General features: G+C 58.7%; 16 protein-coding genes and 2 pseudogenes. 7 read left to right on the top strand and 11 right to left on the bottom strand.

Going from position 1 to position 17,367, the window contains the following annotated elements; all coding sequences use genetic code 11:
- Positions 1-353 precede the first annotated feature (353 nt).
- From HV670_RS04930 to HV670_RS04920, 3 genes are all read left to right on the top strand, one after another.
- The gene (locus HV670_RS04930) at positions 354-1,007 is read left to right on the top strand and encodes a hypothetical protein (RefSeq protein WP_175103520.1); all 654 of its coding nucleotides are present in this window, start codon (positions 354-356) and stop codon (positions 1,005-1,007) included.
- 586 nt (positions 1,008-1,593) lie between these two features.
- Positions 1,594-2,469, top strand: a complete 876-nt coding sequence (locus HV670_RS04925; protein ID WP_175103519.1) for an SDR family oxidoreductase — start codon at positions 1,594-1,596, stop codon at positions 2,467-2,469.
- A 314-nt stretch (positions 2,470-2,783) separates the two neighbouring features.
- Positions 2,784-3,053: a DUF1488 family protein gene (locus HV670_RS04920; protein WP_175103518.1), complete on the top strand. Its 270-nt coding sequence runs from the start codon at positions 2,784-2,786 to the stop codon at positions 3,051-3,053.
- A gap of 81 nt (positions 3,054-3,134) precedes the next feature.
- Here HV670_RS04920 and HV670_RS04915 read toward each other — a convergent pair.
- The 8 genes and pseudogenes from HV670_RS04915 to HV670_RS04880 all read right to left on the bottom strand — a co-directional run.
- A pseudogene (locus HV670_RS04915) lies at positions 3,135-3,305 on the bottom strand (histidinol dehydrogenase); the annotation flags it as partial.
- A 54-nt stretch (positions 3,306-3,359) separates the two neighbouring features.
- Positions 3,360-4,250: an N-acyl homoserine lactonase family protein gene (locus HV670_RS04910; RefSeq protein ID WP_175103517.1), complete on the bottom strand. Its 891-nt coding sequence runs from the start codon at positions 4,248-4,250 to the stop codon at positions 3,360-3,362.
- A 22-nt stretch (positions 4,251-4,272) separates the two neighbouring features.
- The gene (locus tag HV670_RS04905; RefSeq protein WP_175103516.1) at positions 4,273-4,848 is read right to left on the bottom strand and encodes a hypothetical protein; all 576 of its coding nucleotides are present in this window, start codon (positions 4,846-4,848) and stop codon (positions 4,273-4,275) included.
- A gap of 54 nt (positions 4,849-4,902) precedes the next feature.
- Positions 4,903-6,147, bottom strand: a complete 1,245-nt coding sequence (locus HV670_RS04900) for a sugar ABC transporter substrate-binding protein (protein WP_246257007.1) — start codon at positions 6,145-6,147, stop codon at positions 4,903-4,905.
- A gap of 40 nt (positions 6,148-6,187) precedes the next feature.
- Positions 6,188-7,252, bottom strand: a complete 1,065-nt coding sequence (locus tag HV670_RS04895) for an ABC transporter permease (protein ID WP_175103515.1) — start codon at positions 7,250-7,252, stop codon at positions 6,188-6,190.
- Position 7,253: 1 nt separating this feature from the next.
- Complete coding sequence (locus HV670_RS04890) at positions 7,254-8,231, bottom strand: ABC transporter permease (RefSeq protein ID WP_175103514.1); 978 nt, start codon at positions 8,229-8,231, stop codon at positions 7,254-7,256.
- Positions 8,228-9,772: a sugar ABC transporter ATP-binding protein gene (locus HV670_RS04885; RefSeq protein WP_175103513.1), complete on the bottom strand. Its 1,545-nt coding sequence runs from the start codon at positions 9,770-9,772 to the stop codon at positions 8,228-8,230. The genes HV670_RS04890 and HV670_RS04885 overlap by 4 nt, the downstream gene beginning before the upstream one ends.
- A gap of 53 nt (positions 9,773-9,825) precedes the next feature.
- Positions 9,826-10,590, bottom strand: coding sequence for an SDR family NAD(P)-dependent oxidoreductase (locus HV670_RS04880; RefSeq protein WP_175103512.1), 765 nt, complete (start codon positions 10,588-10,590; stop codon positions 9,826-9,828).
- Positions 10,591-11,032: 442 nt separating this feature from the next.
- Here HV670_RS04880 and HV670_RS04875 point away from each other — a divergent pair, with 442 nt between their 5' ends.
- On the top strand, positions 11,033-12,139 hold the full coding sequence (locus HV670_RS04875) for a LacI family DNA-binding transcriptional regulator (protein WP_175103511.1): 1,107 nt from the start codon (positions 11,033-11,035) through the stop codon (positions 12,137-12,139).
- 441 nt (positions 12,140-12,580) lie between these two features.
- On the opposite strand, the gene HV670_RS04870 is transcribed toward HV670_RS04875, so the two are convergent.
- A complete protein-coding gene (locus tag HV670_RS04870) occupies positions 12,581-12,820 on the bottom strand; it encodes a hypothetical protein (protein WP_175103510.1) in 240 nt (79 codons plus the stop codon).
- Positions 12,821-13,093: 273 nt separating this feature from the next.
- Here HV670_RS04870 and HV670_RS04865 point away from each other — a divergent pair.
- Positions 13,094-13,216: pseudogene (locus tag HV670_RS04865) on the top strand (tyrosine-type recombinase/integrase); the annotation flags it as partial.
- Positions 13,217-13,533: 317 nt separating this feature from the next.
- On the opposite strand, the gene HV670_RS04860 reads toward HV670_RS04865, so the two are convergent.
- The gene (locus HV670_RS04860; RefSeq protein WP_175103509.1) at positions 13,534-14,433 is read right to left on the bottom strand and encodes a LysR family transcriptional regulator; all 900 of its coding nucleotides are present in this window, start codon (positions 14,431-14,433) and stop codon (positions 13,534-13,536) included.
- Positions 14,434-14,529: 96 nt separating this feature from the next.
- Positions 14,530-15,450 (bottom strand): agmatinase, encoded by a 921-nt coding sequence (gene speB, locus HV670_RS04855; protein WP_217478369.1) that lies wholly within the window; start codon positions 15,448-15,450, stop codon positions 14,530-14,532.
- Between the two features lie 285 nt (positions 15,451-15,735).
- On the opposite strand from speB, the gene HV670_RS31825 reads away from it, so the two are divergent.
- The gene (locus HV670_RS31825) at positions 15,736-15,831 is read left to right on the top strand and encodes a hypothetical protein (protein ID WP_175103669.1); all 96 of its coding nucleotides are present in this window, start codon (positions 15,736-15,738) and stop codon (positions 15,829-15,831) included.
- Between the two features lie 98 nt (positions 15,832-15,929).
- The gene (locus tag HV670_RS04845) at positions 15,930-17,357 is read left to right on the top strand and encodes an APC family permease (RefSeq protein WP_175103507.1); all 1,428 of its coding nucleotides are present in this window, start codon (positions 15,930-15,932) and stop codon (positions 17,355-17,357) included.
- The last annotated feature ends 10 nt before the right edge of the window (positions 17,358-17,367 follow it).

The raw sequence follows: 17,367 nt of genomic DNA, 5'->3' as shown, positions 1-17,367 counted from the left end.
CTTGTCGCGTGCAACGTCGGCGTACGACCAGCCACACGCGTCCCACTCGCGACCGAAGCGCCGGATTGATGTTGGTTTCCGCGGCGTCGCGACCAAGTACTTGCCCCACTACGTAGCCTGGCAGCGCGTCCCGACCTGGTTCAAGGAGAGCGTCACCTCCGAGCCATTCATCGCATCAGCTCTCGGCCGCCAACTCATCAATACGTAACGGGAACAAACTCTAAAGTTTCCTGCCCGGTGGCCGAAATACGCTGCGTAGCCGTCGCTGTGGGGAGGCTATACACCTGGGAGACGCCCGAGAAGCACTGGCATCCAACCCCAGGGAAAACTTACAAAAACTGGAGTTACGCAACATGAAGAAGGTCGCAGTGGCACTGGCAGTGGCCACTCTCGCAATCGTCGCCGCTCCGGCAGCGTATGCACAAGAAATCTACACCAACGTCGGCACCGAAGGTCTCGGAGCGGGTTATGGCTACTCCATCAACTCGTTCGTCAATGTGCGCGGTGAATTCAACGGCATGGCCTTCTCGCGTTCGTTCGATGCGGGCGATGCTCACTACGACGGCAAGGTGAATCTCTATCACGGCGGCCTGTACGCGGATGTGTTCCCGGTGCCCGCCATCATCGGGTTCCGCGTCACCGCGGGTCTGCTCATCGGCGGCGACAACATCTCGGCTGACGCGACGAGCATGTCAGGCACTTACACTATCAATGGCGTGACAGTTCCGACCAACGGCGAAGTCATCCACGCTAAAGCAAAGTTTTCCGCTGTGCGTCCCTATCTGGGCATTGGCTTTGGGCACAACCCGATGAACCGCGGCCTGTCGATGTTCTTTGACGCAGGCGTCGCGTTTGGCAAACCAAGCGTGAGCTACGACGTGCCGGCCGACATCGCAGCCGCAGCGGGTCCACAAAACGTAGCGGCCGAAGAAGCCAGCCTGCAGGACAAGGCAAACAATCTGTCGGTCTACCCGATTATCAAGGTCGGGCTTTCCTATCGCTTCTGACCAGGCTGACGCGGTGGCTCCGCTCCATTGAGTGCAGCTTCAAAGCATTCCATAAGTGAGGGCGATCACCTCTAAATGACGCGTCAACGGGACTGGCGTTGCTACCCCGAGCTGCTATCCTGAAAACGTGTAGCGGCCCGCAAAGCGTGGCTGGAGAAGGGTTACAGGGCGTCTGCAGCGTGTCCCTGATTCGCCACCAGTTTCAAGAAAAAGCCGCTGTTCATAAGGACAGCGGCTTTTTTGTTCTGGAACGCCGGTAATCCGCCAGAAAACGTGCATTACGCATCTAAATTTTAGCTGTCGCCGGTTGCCGGAGCCCGGGCTGCAGCCCGCGATGCACAGACGATTGCAATGTCGGCGGATTCAGGCCGTTTCCAGTTGTGCAAGTTCGGATTCGCGAGTTGGATCGCGGTGGCGCCGGCCGTGCGAACAGCCGACGCCTCGAGACAGGAGGCGGGGTCAGGCTCGACCGGCATAAGGCCGACGCCCCAGCTCGAGTCCCTCAGTAAAAGACTTGCCCAATCGTGCGTGCAACAGCGCGATGACTGCCGCAGCGTATCCTACAGCGAGTGTTCAGGAGACGACCATGAGCCTTGCCGGCAAGACCATATTCATGTCTGGTGGCAGTCGCGGCATCGGACTCGCCATTGCACTCAGAGCCGCACGTGACGGCGCCAACATCGTGATTGCGGCAAAGACCGGCAACCCGGACCCGCGTCTCGAGGGCACAATTTATACAGCGGCAGCGGCTGTTGAAGCCGCTGGCGGCAAGGTGCTCCCGCTGGTCGTGGACATCCGTGACGAAGAACGCGTGAAAGCCGCAGTTGCCGAGACCGTAGAGTCCTTCGGCGGCATCGACATACTCATCAACAACGCCAGCGCCATTCGACTGACGGGCACGCTCGATACACCCGTCAAACGGTATGACCTGATGCATGGGGTCAATGGCCGAGGAACGTTCGTGTGCGCACAAGCATGCTTGCCGCACCTTCTCAATTCGCCGAACCCGCACATCCTCACACTGTCACCTCCGCTGGTCCGCGACGCGAAGTGGTTTAGCGACTTTCCGGCATACGCCATCGCGAAATACACGATGAGCCTGTTCACGCTGGCGCTTGCCGGCGAGTTTAAGGACCGTGGTGTCGCTGTCAATTCACTATGGCCACGAACAGCTATCGCGACCGCTGCGGTACGAAACGAGATTGGCGGTGCGGAAATGATTGCGGCGTGTCGCAAGCCTGAGATAGTCGCCGACGCGGCTCACTTTATCCTGACTCGCCGAGCCAAAGAGTGTTCGGGAAACTTTTTCCTGGATGACGAAGTCCTGCTAGCGGCGGGTGTGCGGGACTTTGCACAGTACGACGTGCAGGCTGGGGCTGCATTGCAAGCAGATTTCTTTGTAGAGACGTTACCGGGAATGCTACCGGCGGACAACATGACGAAGCGTGCCAAGGCCTTCTGAGATTCTCTGGCCACATTGCAGCCACCTGTCAACCTGGCGCAGCGGACCTAACGGCCCGCGACGCAACGCACCGCAGAGCGACTCGCCAGACCCGCTCATAACCGCGGTCTTATCCCGCGTGCCGTGGAGCTGGCCAAGTCCTTCTTCCGAACGACCGGGTCTCACACTTTGAGGCGGGAACACAGCACTGCTTTTTTGTCCCTGATAAGCTCTTGTCTCGGTAACGATGCCTGATGTCTGGATTGAACCGATGAATGCGGTGCTGCGGCCCTTGTTTCGAGGGACTCAGAATCTGATGTAAAGCTGAGGATGAGATGCTTGCAATGAAAGGACGTCCCGGTTTTTTTGCCGAGGGACGGCTGCTTACGTTCACTTTGTTGTCACAAGGTCGAGACATCGCGTGCGCGGTAACTCGCGATGCGCTGGAACGACATTTTCTGCTTCGACGAGAATCCGACGACGCAACGCTAGTCTCGGCTTTCGAGCGCGGACTCAGGCGAATAATGGAAGTGGCTGACAGAAAAAGTCGGGCCTTGCGTGGCGCTCGCATTCTAGTGACGGCCGCGGACCTCGGTACAGCGTAAGGTGCTATTGCGCCACCGTGGGTGATGCCCAGTCAACATCACTTCACAGTGGCGTTCGTCTCCCTTGCATGAACGGTCGAATCAGACTGCGGCGCCGCCGTAAGGCACGTCCTTGTGCCCATAGCGGCGCACGCGCAGATTGGCCTGCTCGCCGTGTCCGGCGAAGCCTTCCAGCGCGCACAGTCGCGATGTGTACTCGCCGACCGTCGCGGATGCCTCGTCGGTCAACACCTTCTGGTAGGTGCAGGTCTCCCGCTCCGACGATCGCAACCGGCTTGCGGCCCACGAGTTCAATAGCGCTTATTGTCAAGCCACTACGGAAGATTGGCCCGCAGCCAAACAGATTTCGCTGACGCGCAGGTCGTATTGTGTGATTCGTGACGGGAACATATCCTTTAACTTCTCTTCGTGGACTGGAACGACCCGCTTCACTTCGTAATTGACCGACTTCATCATCGCTTCCGTGGTCAACACCAGATTTGTCTGACTACCAACGGCGAGTCCGACCGGGTTGTACATCAGGTCACCGCCACCGGCGCCCCCGCTGCTTTCCAGATTCTCGTACACGTAGACCAGGTCTCCCGCCAGGACCCAACCATCCTGAGACGGCTGCATGCCGTCATTGCGGATATGGATCCATTGGCTGCCGTATGTATGAGTGTCGAACGCAGCATGCAGGTCAATTCCTGGAAGAACGTCTTCACGGTCGCCATCTACGACAACCAGTCGCCCCTGCCTCGCGAGCTCGACCGCACGAAGGATGTCGGATGGGTCCACCGCGCCCATCATCCAGCGCATCCGGTCTGGAAGAGCGAGGGCCCATATCCACTTGCTGAGCTCACGCTCCTGAATATAGAACGTGGCGTTCGGGAATTGATCGGTATTGCCGAGATGGTCGAAGTGGGCGTGCGTAATGAAGACCGTATCGACGTCCTCGGGCGCCACGCCACATTCGGCGAGCACTTCCCTCGGTGAATGCCAGTTCTCGACGTTGAACCTCTCGCCAAGCACCGCGCCGTAGTCGCGGTGGTTATAACCGACGTCAACCATGGCGACATGTCCCTGCCCCTTGATCAAGGCATAGCAGTACGGAAGCTTCCTGTATCCCTGGTTATGAGCGCCGTAGATGACGCCGCTGACGTGGTAGTCCTTGACATAGGAATACTCGAGGACCCATACAGAGTATTTGTTATCCATCCCTATCTCCTGATAAGTAAGCCTAAGCTTTTATAGCCGTTGTCGCGTGTGCAGCGGAACCGCAATTGCAGCATGCCTGACTGAGGTCGATAGGGCTCAACCCCAAAGACCGTTCGGATGCCCATCGTATGAGCGCATTTGCCCGCCTCAGCTGATCGGTCCAGCGGGCGACATATTCCCGAACCCGTGCTGGATCGCGTGTGGACGCCCCAAATTCAGCGGTGACGCCGTTGACCAACGCAACCGCGCGGCTGGTGCACCAGTACTGACGCTTCGCCATAGGCGGCGGCCGAATTCCGGCAATTGCATCGACACACGCCGTGGCCTGTTCGATGCACTTCACAACCGCATCATGATCAGCCTCGAAACGTCCGCGAGCCTGCGCCAGTATGAAAAGGCCCGCGAGTTGCGCGATGACGCGGTTGACCCGCTCGTAGTGCGGCCGCAACTGGATCGCGTACGCGATCAGGTCGTCGCGGGTCGTACTGATGTCAGCAAGGGGATCGAGATCGTCCGGCGGCATGTCCAAGGCATCGCAGCCGTACTCGTGCACCAAAGGCATGCTGAATGAGCTATTTTTCGAATCTCCCAGATCCATACGTTCCTCTTGATTCTCCGACCGGCGACTTGGGCGCCGGTCTGCAACGTCGCACTATTTAGACGTCAAAGGCTGGATATGGGTGGGCTGATACGCGTCCGCCCGAAGCGAGCACTGCTGGCAGTTGATCCCCGGTTGGTCGGGTGCCTTCACTACCGCGTCCGCTGGCAAAGGCTGGATCGTCTGGCCCGGCGTCGGATTCCCATGCAACGCAGAGTCCAGCGACAATTCGGGAAGCAGGCGCGAATTGAACACCTCAGTCACGAACGAATCCGGCACCTTACCCGCCGGAAAGGTGTTACATCCGCCCTCTAGTCGATCGCCCGAGCAAATCTTCACGTCCTCTGCCGGAACCCAAGGCAGCGCGTACTGGATGTTGTGCGTGTCGAGGTTGCGCTTGCCCTGAAGCTTTTCCATCATCAGCTTGAATGCCAAGCCGGCAGTCGCCGGGGGGGAGCCCGACGAAACGCCCTGCAGGCCTTTCGCACGCATGCCCTGGTCCGCCAGTGCAAGCCGGAATCCATTCGAGTTTTCACCGGTCACGGGTACCAGCTTCTTTCCAGCGGCCACCAGCGCCTTGATCGCTCCGTCTTCCCCCGCTTGCGCCCAGATTCCATCTACGTCTGGATGAGCGGCAAGTGCCTTTGCGGTCTCCTGCTGCGTTGTTCGATCATCCCAATACCCGTAATACTCAGCGACCACCTTGATTCCGGGATACTTCTTAAATACGCTCATCGCGCCGTCGTAATGGCGTTTGTCGACGGAGTTGCCCGGAACGCCGCGACTCATGAAAATGTTTCCCTTTCCATGCAACTCGTTGGCGAGCGCCTGCGCAGTGTTTTCGCCGAAGCCCGCCGTGATATAGCTGACGTTATAAGCGCACGATTCGGTCACGGTTGCGTCGTACATGAAAAAGAGCGTACCGCTTTCACAACCACGTTTTACGACGCGATTAAGTGCTACAGGAGAGATCGGAAAGCTGATGACGCCGTCAGCATGCGCCGCGATCATGCTTTCATATGCCGAGATCTGTGCCTGGACGTCTGTGCCGGAAATCACCTCTCTCAATTCCACTTCCTTGTCATACGGAGGCGTTTTGGCCAGTGCCTTGACGACATTCGCCCCCTCCGTCTGCCACGCGTTGCCGCTGTAACTCTCACTGAGATAGATCAGGTACTTACCCTTCTTCGGCGCGGCTTGAGCATGCGCAGTCGAGATGGCATGTGCACCCAGCATGACCATCCCTGCGGCGAATGCTGCGACACCAACGCAGCTACGCAGCAATTTCAAACTCTTCATTTATGTATCTCCTCGCTTGTCAAAGAAATGGCTTACTGCCTTACTGAGCGTTACGCTTCTTGCGCAGCGCGGTCCGAACCGCGTCCAGCGCCTTCTCATGCTGCAGCACGACCGCTGCGAGAATCAGGGCGCCCTCGATCATCGTGCGCCATCCCTGCTCGAGTCCGAGAGACGTGATGATCATGTCGAGGATCGTCAGTAGGATTGCTCCGCCGAGGGTCCCGAGGAAGGCGCCGCGGCCACCCAGGATCGACGATCCGCCGATAACCACTGCCGCGATGGACGGAAGCAGGTAAAACTCGCCCATTCGAAGGGTTGCGCCGTTCGAATAGCCCACCAGCATCATTCCCACGAACCCGGCAAACGTGGCGGACGCGACATAGGTCAGGATCGTGAGCCGGCCGACGCGGATACCGGCAATGTGTGCCGCGACAGGATTACTTCCGATGGCGTACAGGCTTCGGCCGAACGTCGTCTTTCCCTGAATGACCACCGCAAGCACGCAGAACGCGATAGTGAAGAGCGTGATGATCGGCATGCCGCCCAGTCTGCCGCTCATCAACACGCTGAGCGCATGTGGCGACGCACCGCTAGGGTTGCCACCCGTTGCGCCGAGGCACAGGCTGTAGACAACGATGCCTGACGCCAGCGTCATGATGAAAGGCGGGACCTTGAAGAAAATGATGCCGACGCCATTGAATGCGCCCGTGCATGCACATACGGCGAGAATCACCGGAATCTGCCACCCTGCGCCGGCATCTGGTGATGCGCCGCCCATCCACGAAGCCGTCAAGACACCGCCAAGGGTAATTAAAGACGGCACCGACAGGTCAAGGCCACCGATCAATATCGTGAGCCCCTGACCAAACGAACAGACAATCAAAAACGACGCCAGCATCAGGATCGTCTGCAGCTGGTGCAGGCTGCCGAACTCGGGATTGATAAACTTCGACAGCAATAATGCAACGATGCAGGCCAGGTAGACCGCGATCGCACTAATGGTTTCGCGCTGGATGCGTATCGATCCACGCTCATCCGACTGTCGGGCCAAGCTACCGGGCCGGTCGACGCCTTGCTGCTGTGTATGGGTACGGGATTCGCGCATTTCAACGACTCCTGCTGGCAAGTCGGGTCATGAGACTCATGAAGATGACCGCTGCAATCATGACGAGACCTTGGAACAAGCCGATGTAAAAGGATTGGACGCCCGACGAAAACAGCACCTTCTGAAGCAGCATCAGCGCGCCCGCTCCAATCATGCTGCCGTACAATCCGCCCTGCCCCCCGGTGAACGCGGTGCCGCCTAGCGCGATTGACGCAAAGGTCAACAGAAGCAGACTGTCCCCCGCATTGGGATTGCCGGAGGCGGTCTGCGCCGAGAGCATGAAGCCGGCCAGGCCGTAAAGCATCCCGGCCAGCGTGAACGCTACGCATCGGGTCTTCTTCACGTTGATGCCCGAGAGGGCCGCAGCCGTCTCATCTTTACCAACCGCATACAGGGCGACGCCAGTATCAGTTCTGCGAAAAATCGCCCACAGCACAGCGACAGCTATCGCAAACAGTCCGGACGTGGGGATGAAACCCCATAGCGTGTCCGTCAGCGTTCCACTGATCCAATCGGAGACGCTGCCACCGGGTGCATCAAGAACGACGAGCGCGAGGCCTCGGGTCAGAATCATCATCGCGAGCGTCACGGCGATCGACTGGAAGCCACCGTATGCCACAAGCAGCCCATTGCACAGACCAACCAGCGCGCCGATGCCGAGAGCAAGAACGAGGCTGGCAAGCGCCCCCCACGGACCCGGTAGCGGATAGGCTGCGAGCACGACGTTGACAAGCGACAGGACCCCCGCCACCGACAAATCGAAGCCTCGCAAAAGGATGATGAGCGTACCGCCGGCTGCCGCGATCGCGAGCGGGATAGCGTTGTTGACGAGATCGTTGAATGACGACACGCTCAGTGCCCCCGCCTCCACACGCGCATAGAGCGCATAGAGGATCAGGCAAAGCAGCGACACGATCGTCACCCCGTTTGAAAGCACACCTCGCAACCGGAGGCGTTTTGGGCTGAGTTGCGTTGTCATGCTGCCGCCCTCACTGAGACGTCTTCACGGTGCCCTGTCGCCGCGGCGATGATCGCCTTTTCGTCGATCTGCTCCCCTTCCAGCCGGCTGACGATCCGGCCACCATAGATGACCAGACATTCATCGCAAAGCTGGACGAGTTCCGACAGCTCCGATGAGTACATCAAGACTGCGCCGCCGCTCCTCGCGTATTCCTGGATCACCTTGTAGATGGCCTGCTTGGTCCCAACGTCCACACCTCGCGTCGGATCGAAAAGAAGCAGGGTGCGGGCGCCGGTCATGAGAACGCGTCCGAGCAATGCCTTTTGCTGATTTCCGCCAGACAGCTCGCCGATCTGGAAGCCCACATAACGCTCCTGAAGATCGACTTGTGCAGCGACCTTGCGCGCAAGCGCGGCATCGCGCTGGCCGCGCACTACACCTAGCGACGAAATACTCCGCAACGCACTGAGGGTCATGTTTTTCTGTACGGAAAGCGTCGGAAAGATGCCTTGTGTCTTTCGCTCCTCGGGAAGGAGAGACACTTCAATGCCGGCGCGCAACGCGTGCGCCGGTGATTTGATACGGACCGCCTTGCCATCGATCTTGATTTCGCCTGACTGCAGCGGCTTGAGTCCGAACAACGCATGAAACAGGTCAGCCTGTCCTTGCCCGTCGAGCCCGGCGAGGCCCACGACGGAACCAGCCGGTACGTTGAATCCGACGTTGCGCACCATGCCTGCGCTGAGATCGTTGACATGCAGCCTCGGCTCGGCGGCGGTGTCGATGACAACGCGTTCACGCGTGAACGATGCGAGCCTGCTGCCGACCATCATCTCGAAGATGGCTGCATCGTCCGTGTCCTTGAGTTCGGTCGTCGCGACGCTCTTGCCGCTGCGCAGGACAGTACCGCGTGCGCACAGTTCGCGGATTTCGTTGAGGCGGTGTGAGATGTAGAGAACAGAGGTACCCCGCGCGATTTCTGTCCGAATCAACGCGAACAACCAGTCAGTCGAAGCAAGCACCGCGGTCGGCTCATCCAGGATCAGGAGCTTCGGACGCTTGCTCAGGGCCCGTACAATCTCTAGCCGTTGCCGGTCGGCGAGCGTGAGCGCCGAAACCACGGTGCGCGGATCGAAATGCGCCAGGTCGTACTCGTGCAGGATCGCCTCGGCAGCCTGATCGTTCCCGCGTCGGGAGACGAGCCGAGCGATCCCTTTTTTCAGCGTCGGCAACGCGAGATTTTCGGCCACGGTCAGGTTGGTCAGCAGACTGTGCTCCTGAAACGCGGTAGATACACCTTTCGCGCGCGCATCGAGGATCGAAGCCGGTTGATACGACGTGCCGTTCAACGTCATGGAGCCGGCGTCAACTGGCACGACACCGCTCAGGATCTTGACCAGCGTCGACTTGCCGGCACCGTTTTCGCCCAGAAGCGCATGCACTTCGCCTCGGCGGATCGAGAAGCTCACGCCACCGACAGCGATCGTCGGCCCGTACGACTTTCGTAGATCGCTCACTTCCAGCAGGTCCCGCTTGGGCCCGTCTGTTACTTCCATCATGGTCTCCTGATTTCGTTGTCCGGCCCCATCCGCAACGACCGAATTGCCGGTACCTACAAGAGGGGGCGGCCACCGTCGACAGCGATGACTGTGCCGGTCGAGAAGCGCAGCAGCGTTGCCGCAGCAATCACACCATCGGCGATTTCCGTGGGGTACGCGAGGCGCCCCAACGGCGTCTTCGCAGCTTGGCCGTTTCGCCAGTCGACATCCATCGACTTCACAAACTCTGTGTCGACGAGGCCCGGCGCGATCGATACGACGCGGATTCGCGGCGCCAGCGCCCGCGCCAGAGACCGCGTCATGTTGTCGACCGCTGCCTTTGACGCGCAATAGATCACATTGCTGCCCATTGCTGTCTGCGCCGCAATCGATGACACGTTAACGACAAGGCCATCGTCGCTAGCAGCCAGTGCGTGCCGAAAAGCGCGAATCGTGGCAAACGGGCCTCGTACATTTGTCGTTAGGATTTCGTCGATCAACGGGTCGTCCAGACTGTCGAGATCGTCATGCCGGACGAAGCGCGTCGTGCCCGCGCAGTTCACGAGGATGTCGAGTCGTGACGACCGTTTCAGAATCGTCGATGCCGCGTCGCGCAACGCGGCCGAATCCGTGACCGGCATTGCCAGCGCGAAATGACGCGCACCTTGTGGCGAGGGCAGTTGCTCGACCATCAATGCCGCGCTCCTTTCGGAACGGTTGTACCCAGCGACGACTGTCGCGCCGGCCGCGGCGAGGCGATGGCAGATCGCCCCGCCCAGGCCACCCGCAGCGCCGGTTACCGCTGCCACCTTTCCTGCAAGAGCGAGCGAGGCGCTCATGGTCGCGCCGCCGATCCAATGCCTCGGGAAGCAACAACGTACACAGCCTGGCACTCGCGCCCCTGAGCACGCTCGGCAGAACGAGCCTGCTGTCCGAAGGCGGCCTTCTTTTTTGCCTCTGATGCATGCGTATGCGACCTTCTCGCAACGATGAGTTTTCTCCGGCCCGTCGTTTGTTTCATCGCTATCACACACTCCTCAACTATGCGATGGTGCATACGTATGCACTGCGGCAAAGTATAGGAAGCTGGGGACTCGTTGCCAATACATTTTTAACCTATGAATGATCAGGTTTACCCTATGACACGTGAGTCGACGTCGGGCTGTCGCTCTGTCCGTCCTAGAGACTTTGGGAACGCTATATCGCTCGCTGAATTGACGCTATGCTTTTGGACTAATGGAAGGCAAGTCACGTAACCCGCGAGCGGTATTCGGAGGAGAGATGGGAAGAAAGAGCAGGGTTACGGTTATAGGTGATCTGGCACACCGTCCGACGACAGCCCATGACGTGGCGCGGCTCGCCGGCGTTTCCCAGTCAGCTGTGTCGCGTGTATATACGCCCGGAGCCAGCGTATCGCCCGAAACGCGTATAAAGGTGATGGAAGCCGCGAAGCGGCTTGGCTATCGGCCAAATCAAGTCGCCCGCTCGTTGATCACCCGTCGGTCGAACATCGTGGGTGTTGCGGTCCCCGGCACTGAGAATCCGTTCTACAGTGCCGCGCTCGACGCGCTATCGATCGCGCTTGCTCGCATCGGATACCGCGTCCTGCTATTCAGCGTCGATGCAATCGCGGGCTCGGATCCCATCCTGGAGGAGGTGCTCCGGTACCGAGTCGACGCTCTCGTCCTGATTTCAACCAGTCTGTCGTCACATTTCGCCGACGAATGCATGCAACTCGGTCTGCCCGTGGTGCTATTCAACCGGAAAACAGATAGCGGTTTGGCATCCAGCGTCACCGGAGACAATCTGAACGGCGCGCGCATGATCGCGGCATTTCTGCTGGCTGGCGGACACAAACGTTTTGCCTTCGTCGCGGGCGTCGAGCACTCATCGACGAACCGGGATCGTGAAGCTGGCTTTCTCAGCTACCTCTCAGCGCGAAAGGTACGCCACATCGAGCGACGGGTAGGGAACTACTCCACTACCGCAGCAGAAGCCGCCGTCAGGTCGTTGCTGGAACTGGAAAAGCAGCCGGACGCTATTTTCTGCGCTAACGATCACATGGCCCTGGTTGCGCTCAACGTGGCACAAGTTGGGTTTGGCTTGCAGCCTGGAAGGGATATTTCGATCGTCGGCTTCGATAACATCGACATGGCTGGGTGGCCGCTGTTCGGCCTCACGACCTATTCTCAGCCGATCCAGACGATGATTGATCAAGTCATCGGCATCCTCGAGCGGCAACTCTCAGGCGAAGCTGCTGTCGCGTTACAACAGGTGACACAAGGAGAACTGATTGTCAGAGCGTCGGCGCGCAAACCAAAGACGGGACTCTCGCAATCCGGGAAAGGATGGGTCTGGCGCCCTCGAACGGAGCCAGCCGTTTTCTGATCGTCGAAGCCAACTTATCTGATGGCGGAACGGTGCCTGTCGCTGGTACACACGACGATCCTGCGCTGTGTGAGGCGCAATACACCGGAATTCGCGTGTATTCATCAGCAGCGCAACTACCGCCGTCAAAGCACCGCTGAGACGAAGCGATTCGCCCCCGGGAGCGACACCTTCGCTGTATCGGCTGCGACCCGGCCGGCGAAAGCGGATCGCCTTGATCGCACGCAGCCAGGCTGCCCGCTCCTTACCGGCCAGTTGCGCACATCAGCCGCGCCGTGTTGCCAGTTCCGCGACGACTTCCACAACGTCAAGCAGCTGCCCTATGAATAATCTCCCTTTGTACCGGCGAAAAAAAAGCACCGTTGCCGGTGCCTTTCGGGGACTGCATTCAACAGTGGAATCGGCACAACGGTCGATCGTGCCCTCCCCTGGCCGATGCATTTAGCGTCCCTTGTACTGCGCACGAAGGCGTGCCAACTCGCCGTCCTGTTCTGCCTGAACCAACTGGTCGTAGACCTCCTTGCGCGTCAGTCCGGGCGCTTGCTGCATCGCGGGGTCGGAGGACACATTCTGGATTGCGGAAACTTGCTGCTGCGATGCAGAGCTATCGTCTTGAGCAGCATGGGCTACCGAACAGAGCGATGCGGTGAGTACGACGGCGGGGATAAATGCTTTGAACATGACGAACCTTTAGCAGTATTGATCAATTGTGACGATGCTCTTGCCACGCCGTGGCGGGCAGCATGGACGACATCGATGGAGCTAAGTATATACCCTTACTATCTGATGTGTGTTTCGATAGTTTGTAACAAACCACTGCCGCGAATGAGGGCGGGATCGAAGCGGGCTTTCCCAGTTGCTGCACCAGGCAGCCCCTTCGGTTGTGCGAGGCCCGGACGGCGCGTTTTTTGGCATCACGCCACGGGCAGATAAGCGCCTTCGGCCGTTCGCAAGACACCGGTGCTCGACGCAACCGAGGCGCGGCAGTTGTTCGACAGCATCGATATGACGACGCCGGTGGGCAGTTCGACCGGGCGCTGATCGCGCTGATGGTGTTTTCGCTCGCGCGGATCGCCGAAATGGCACTCCCGGTGATCGACCCAATCGGCCTCAAGTGGTCAAATACGGAGGTGGCGAGTCAGCGGCGGAAAAACGTGTCGCGTCAGGGGCTTGGATCAATGCCCCACGCGTTATCCACAGGGCTTTCAACACAAACGGTGGATAACTGCGGCGTGGCTGCTGACGGCGATATTTGATGGTTGGGTCACTTGACCCGCTAATAGTCCTCGCTCGCCCACACGGCATATCACGATTTCGACGAGATCTTCGTTCGATGTGTTCCGCACGATGATCGCGTCCTGCCGTCGGTCGCACCTCGTCTTCGTGCAGCGATGTCAGTCGTGTGCGTGGGCACTGAGGCTATCCAGCAGTACCTTGGTAGTAGCATCCGGTTCTTTGCCCTGCCGCGTTACCACGCTGAAGAGCGAAGAATAGGAAAATGCCGCGGGCGAGAGCGCGAATAGTGTTCCATCCTCCACCCATCTTCGCGCGAAATGCGTCGGGAGATACCCGATATAGGTTCCGGTTAACAGCATCGTCAAGATTGCTTCCATCGTGTAGGCTGTGGCAGCCCGCTTCAGATTCACCTGATGCGGCTTCTGGCTTTCAAGCATATACCCACGCTCTACGTAGTCTGCTTCCCCAATGGACTCCATGAGTCCGACCCCCGTCGCGCTCGACAGCGGATGACCGCCTCCGCAATAGAGACTCTGCTCTTCCGAGAACACCGGGGTATAGACGAGGCCCGACAGACGATGATGGAATGCGCCCACCGCGAGCGCTAACCGCTCATCAAGGACGGCCTTCTCCAGCTCGTCGGGACGCATGACATGAACGGTAAGGTGTGTCGAACCGGACACCTGCCTGAATTGCTTGAGTGCCGCTATAGTCGGCGAGCCTGGAAAGGATAGCAATCCGTCGACCAAGCCAATCGCAATGTGCGTGGTCGGCTGACCGCTCAACGCGCTGACGCTGCCCAGAAAGCGGCCAACATCTGAAAACAGAACACGTGCGGCCTCATAGACCGCAAGCCCTTCCTCAGTGACCTGAAAACCCTGGCGTCCCCGATGGCACAATTTCGTCCCGAGTCGCACTTCAAGGTCTCGGACCGTCACACTCAGGCGAGGCAGCCCCATATTCAGAATCGTTTGGGCAGAAGTGAAGCCTCCCGCTTCGACGATTGTGCAAAATATTCGTAGTGACTTCAGGTCAAGGTCTGAGAGGTTTCCAATCATCGCTTTGGCTGGCTTGGGACTGGGCGCCAACCAGCCGACAATAGAACCGCAAAAGTGCTGATTCGAAAGTCCCTTGCTCCTGGGAGGCGGCGCTTATTACTCGACGGAAGCCGAGCGCTCAGCGCCGATTGTACGACGTTGCGCGTGCGCCTCTGCAATTACGCACAGCAACTCGAACATCATCGTTGCGCCAACCAATGCGGTGCTCCCCCCTTGGTCAAAAGGCGGCGCAACTTCAACTACGTCGGCACCTATCAGATTCAACCCTCGCAGCCCTCGCACCATATGTTGTGCCTCGAGCGTAGTAATGCCGCCGATTTCCGGCGTGCCTGTCCCAGGTGCGAATGACGGGTCGAGCGCATCGACATCGAAGCTCACATAGGTTGGCTCTGTGCCCACCACGCGTCGCGCTTCAGCAATGGTCGCGGCCACCCCCAGGTCGGCGAACTCCTCCATGTGAATCACGCGGATGCCTGCCGCCTCGGCAAAATCGAGGTCCTCTGCCGAGTAGACAGACCCTCGGATTCCAATTTGGACCGTCCTCTTTGGGTCGAGCAGCCCTTCCTCTATCGCCCTTCTGAACGGCGTTCCGTGCGTATAGGGGTTGTTCCCGAAATAGGTGTCGTTCGTGTCAGAGTGCGCATCGAAGTGGACCATACCAACAGGCCGTTCCTTCGCGATAGCGCGGAATATCGGCAAAGTGACGAGGTGGTCACCACCCGCGGATATTGGAATCACGCCCGCACGAAAAATCGACGCATAGAACTGCTCAATCTGCTTTAGACAATCCAACAGGTCGATGGGATTAACCGGGGCGTCGCCGACGTCGCCGACACGCAGCAGGTCGTACGGTGCGATGCGACTTACGTGGTGGACCTTTCGCATCAAACTCGACATATTGCGAATTTCCCGCGGGCCGTGCCGCGCACCGGCTCGATTCGTCGTTCCACCATCCCATGGCACGCCGACCAGCGCGACATCGACGTCCGAAAAATTCGTGACCGCTGGCAAACGCATGAAAGTCGGTAGCCCGGCAAATCGCGGCACAAGCGCGGCATCGAGCGGTTGCGGAAAGGTACTAGCCATACAAGCTCCCTGGACAGGTTTCGACGACACGTGGAAACGCTAACACGTCGACCATGAAGGCAATTCTTCAATCCTGAAAGCTGACTTTCCTGAATTGGAAAGCGGGCAGCCAATGCTTTCGAAAGTCGATAAGTTGACTTTTTCTCATGAGCATTGATAGGAAATTTTGACCTTCATACATTCAGTTGATGCTGACTTTCAGGCCCGTTCGAAGAAATTTCGGCCGTTGTGCTCTTCCTGGCCTCGCAAGCAGCGAGTTTCATGACCGGTCAGATTGTGGGGGTCAACGGCGGCGGTGTCATGAACGGTTAGTCCGAGCCGGTTCCAAGCACGCCTTAGTCAAGTCATGAACTGCAGTCCCTTTCGAATGCGCCACTGAAAACTCCACCTCATTTGCCTCGAGAACCCACATGAAATTCTCTGAAGTCATCGGCTATGACAGGCATGGCACCGTACGCGAAGTCAACACAGCTCTCAACAAAGGAACACTCAACACCAAGGACGTCACGCTTTCCGCATTGGGTTTCAATGCGCCGGCATGGGTCGCGGCGTCCTCCATGTCGATTCTCTACTCGATCTCTGGTCATCACGCGCCACTCGCGATTCTGATTGCGTACTTCTTTCCCATGCTTGTGCTCGCATTAAGCATGGTTTCGCTCACGCGACAGGCACCCTCGGCAGGAGGAGTCTTCACCTTCAGTTCGCGATTCCTGCACCCGAACATCGGCACCATCCTGGGCTGGACGTACACGGTCGCATGCACTGCTGTGACACCGATGTGTGCCTTGATAGGTACCGAGTATATCCAGGCACTCTTCCCGTCTGTCGGTGGGGTACTGAACGCCAAGATCATCGGTTCGCTGATGATTCTCGTGTTTTTCGTGGTGTCCTGCCGCGGCGTAGGCGTGACAGCGAAAGTGGCAAGCACGTTTCTCATCTTCGAGATTGCCGTCGTTGCTGGCCTCGGGTTGCTCGGTGTGCTCCATCCACGGGTCGAAGGGCTGTCACTTGCATCAATGTATTCGTTGCGAGACGTTGGTGGCCTTGCGGGCATCGGCCCGGGTGTACTGTTCGGCGTGTGGATGCTCGCCAACTTCGATTCGGCAATCAACTATATTGAGGAAGCTCAAGTACCAGTCAGAACGGTTCAAAGGTCCTTACTGCTGGTCTTGACCTCCGCGTTCGTTATATACAGTCTGGCGGCTATCGGATGGCAATATGCGGTACCGGTCGAAAAGCTCGCCGCGATTGTCGAGAACGGAAACGGGGGGCCGATTTCAGCGGTGGCCCATGCGTATCTCCCACCTGCGATGGCCTGGCTTGCCCTCTTCGTCGTCGTTACATCAGCGTCTGCTGGCCTGCAAATCTCCTCTAACGCAGCCGCCCGGACACTGTACCGGATGAGTGAGGAAGGTCATCTTCCTTCAAAGCTGGGCATCGTCAACCGGCACAAAGCCCCGTGGTTCGCGACAACGGTCGTATCGGCTGCCGGCATCGCTCTTGTTTGGTGGAAGCCACTCGACAAGATTGTCTGGTACTACGATGTGGTCACCATCACGCTGGTCGCGTCGTACATCTCGGCCCTTGCCGCGTTCATCGCCGTATCGTGGAGACAGCAACGTCCGACCATCGCCGCACTGCTCACCATACCTGCCTTGCTGGCCGTGGCAGTTCTTGCATATATCGGCTACACGGCTGGCGCAAATCCGGTTTCGCCAGACGACCTCTACAACGCCTGGTACCTAGGTGCCGCAACACTCGTCACCGGTGGATTCATCGTTATTTTCCATCGGCGCAAGAGCGAACGCGCTGCGAGCGATAGCGCCAAAGCTTTGTGACAGCTCAGGA

The sequence above is a fragment of the Pararobbsia alpina genome (genome assembly GCF_902859895.1).
GTDB lineage: Bacteria > Pseudomonadota > Gammaproteobacteria > Burkholderiales > Burkholderiaceae > Pararobbsia > Pararobbsia alpina.
Note: the sequence above shows the minus strand (reverse complement) of the source record. Positions and strands in the feature narration are given on the sequence as shown.